This window comes from Teichococcus deserti, from assembly GCF_001982615.1.
Taxonomy (GTDB): Bacteria; Pseudomonadota; Alphaproteobacteria; order Acetobacterales; family Acetobacteraceae; genus Pseudoroseomonas; species Pseudoroseomonas deserti.
The window spans coordinates 1-752 of record NZ_MLCO01000542.1; the positions used below are offsets into that span (position 1 = coordinate 1).

Genomic DNA, 752 nt, shown 5'->3' on the forward strand with positions numbered 1-752 from the left:
CGCGCCGAGGAGGAGCGCATCATGGTCGCCCGCGAGGTTGACCACCGCGCCAAGAACGTGCTGGCCGTGGTGCAGTCGATCGTCCGCCTGGCGCGCAAGTCGGATCCGGAAAGCTTCGCCCGCTCGGTGCTGGCGCGCGTGGCGGCGCTGGGCCGGGCGCATGACCTGCTGGCCAGCGGCGAATGGCGCGACACCGAGTTCCGCCGCCTGGCCGAGCAGGAGCTGGCCTCGGACAAGGCCGGGCCGGCCGATGCCGGGCGCATCGCGCTGCAGGGCGCGCCGACGCCGATCCTCTCGGCCGCGGTGCAGCCGCTGGCCATGGTGCTGCATGAGCTCGCCACCAATGCGACCCGGCATGGCAGCCTGTCGCTGCCCGAGGGCCAGGTCACGCTGCGCTGGCGTGTCGAGGGGTCGGACTTCCTGCTGGTCTGGTCGGAAAGCGGCGGCCCGCCGCTGGAGGAGCCGCCGGAGCGGCAGGGGTTGGGCACCCGGCTGATCCAGACCACGGTGACGCTGCAGCTGGGCGGCACGGTGACGCGGCGCTGGCAGAAGGACGGGCTGGTCTGCGAGCTGCGGCTGCCGCGGGCGCGGGTGATGCCGCTGGCCGGGCCGACGCCGCGCCCGCCGCCGATGCTGTCGCCGGCCGCGACACCGCTGCTGGCGGCGCACCGGCCGGGGGCGCCGACCATCGTCACCACCGCCCCCATCACCACCGCCCCCATGGCCATGGCCCCCACTGCCATGGCCAGCAG

The 752-nt window shown here is 75.3% G+C and carries 1 protein-coding gene; it reads left to right on the forward strand.

Annotated features, from left to right (window positions below; all coding sequences use genetic code 11):
* The coding region (locus BKE38_RS29890) for a sensor histidine kinase (protein ID WP_131829815.1) at positions 1-752 on the forward strand (752 nt) is incomplete at both ends.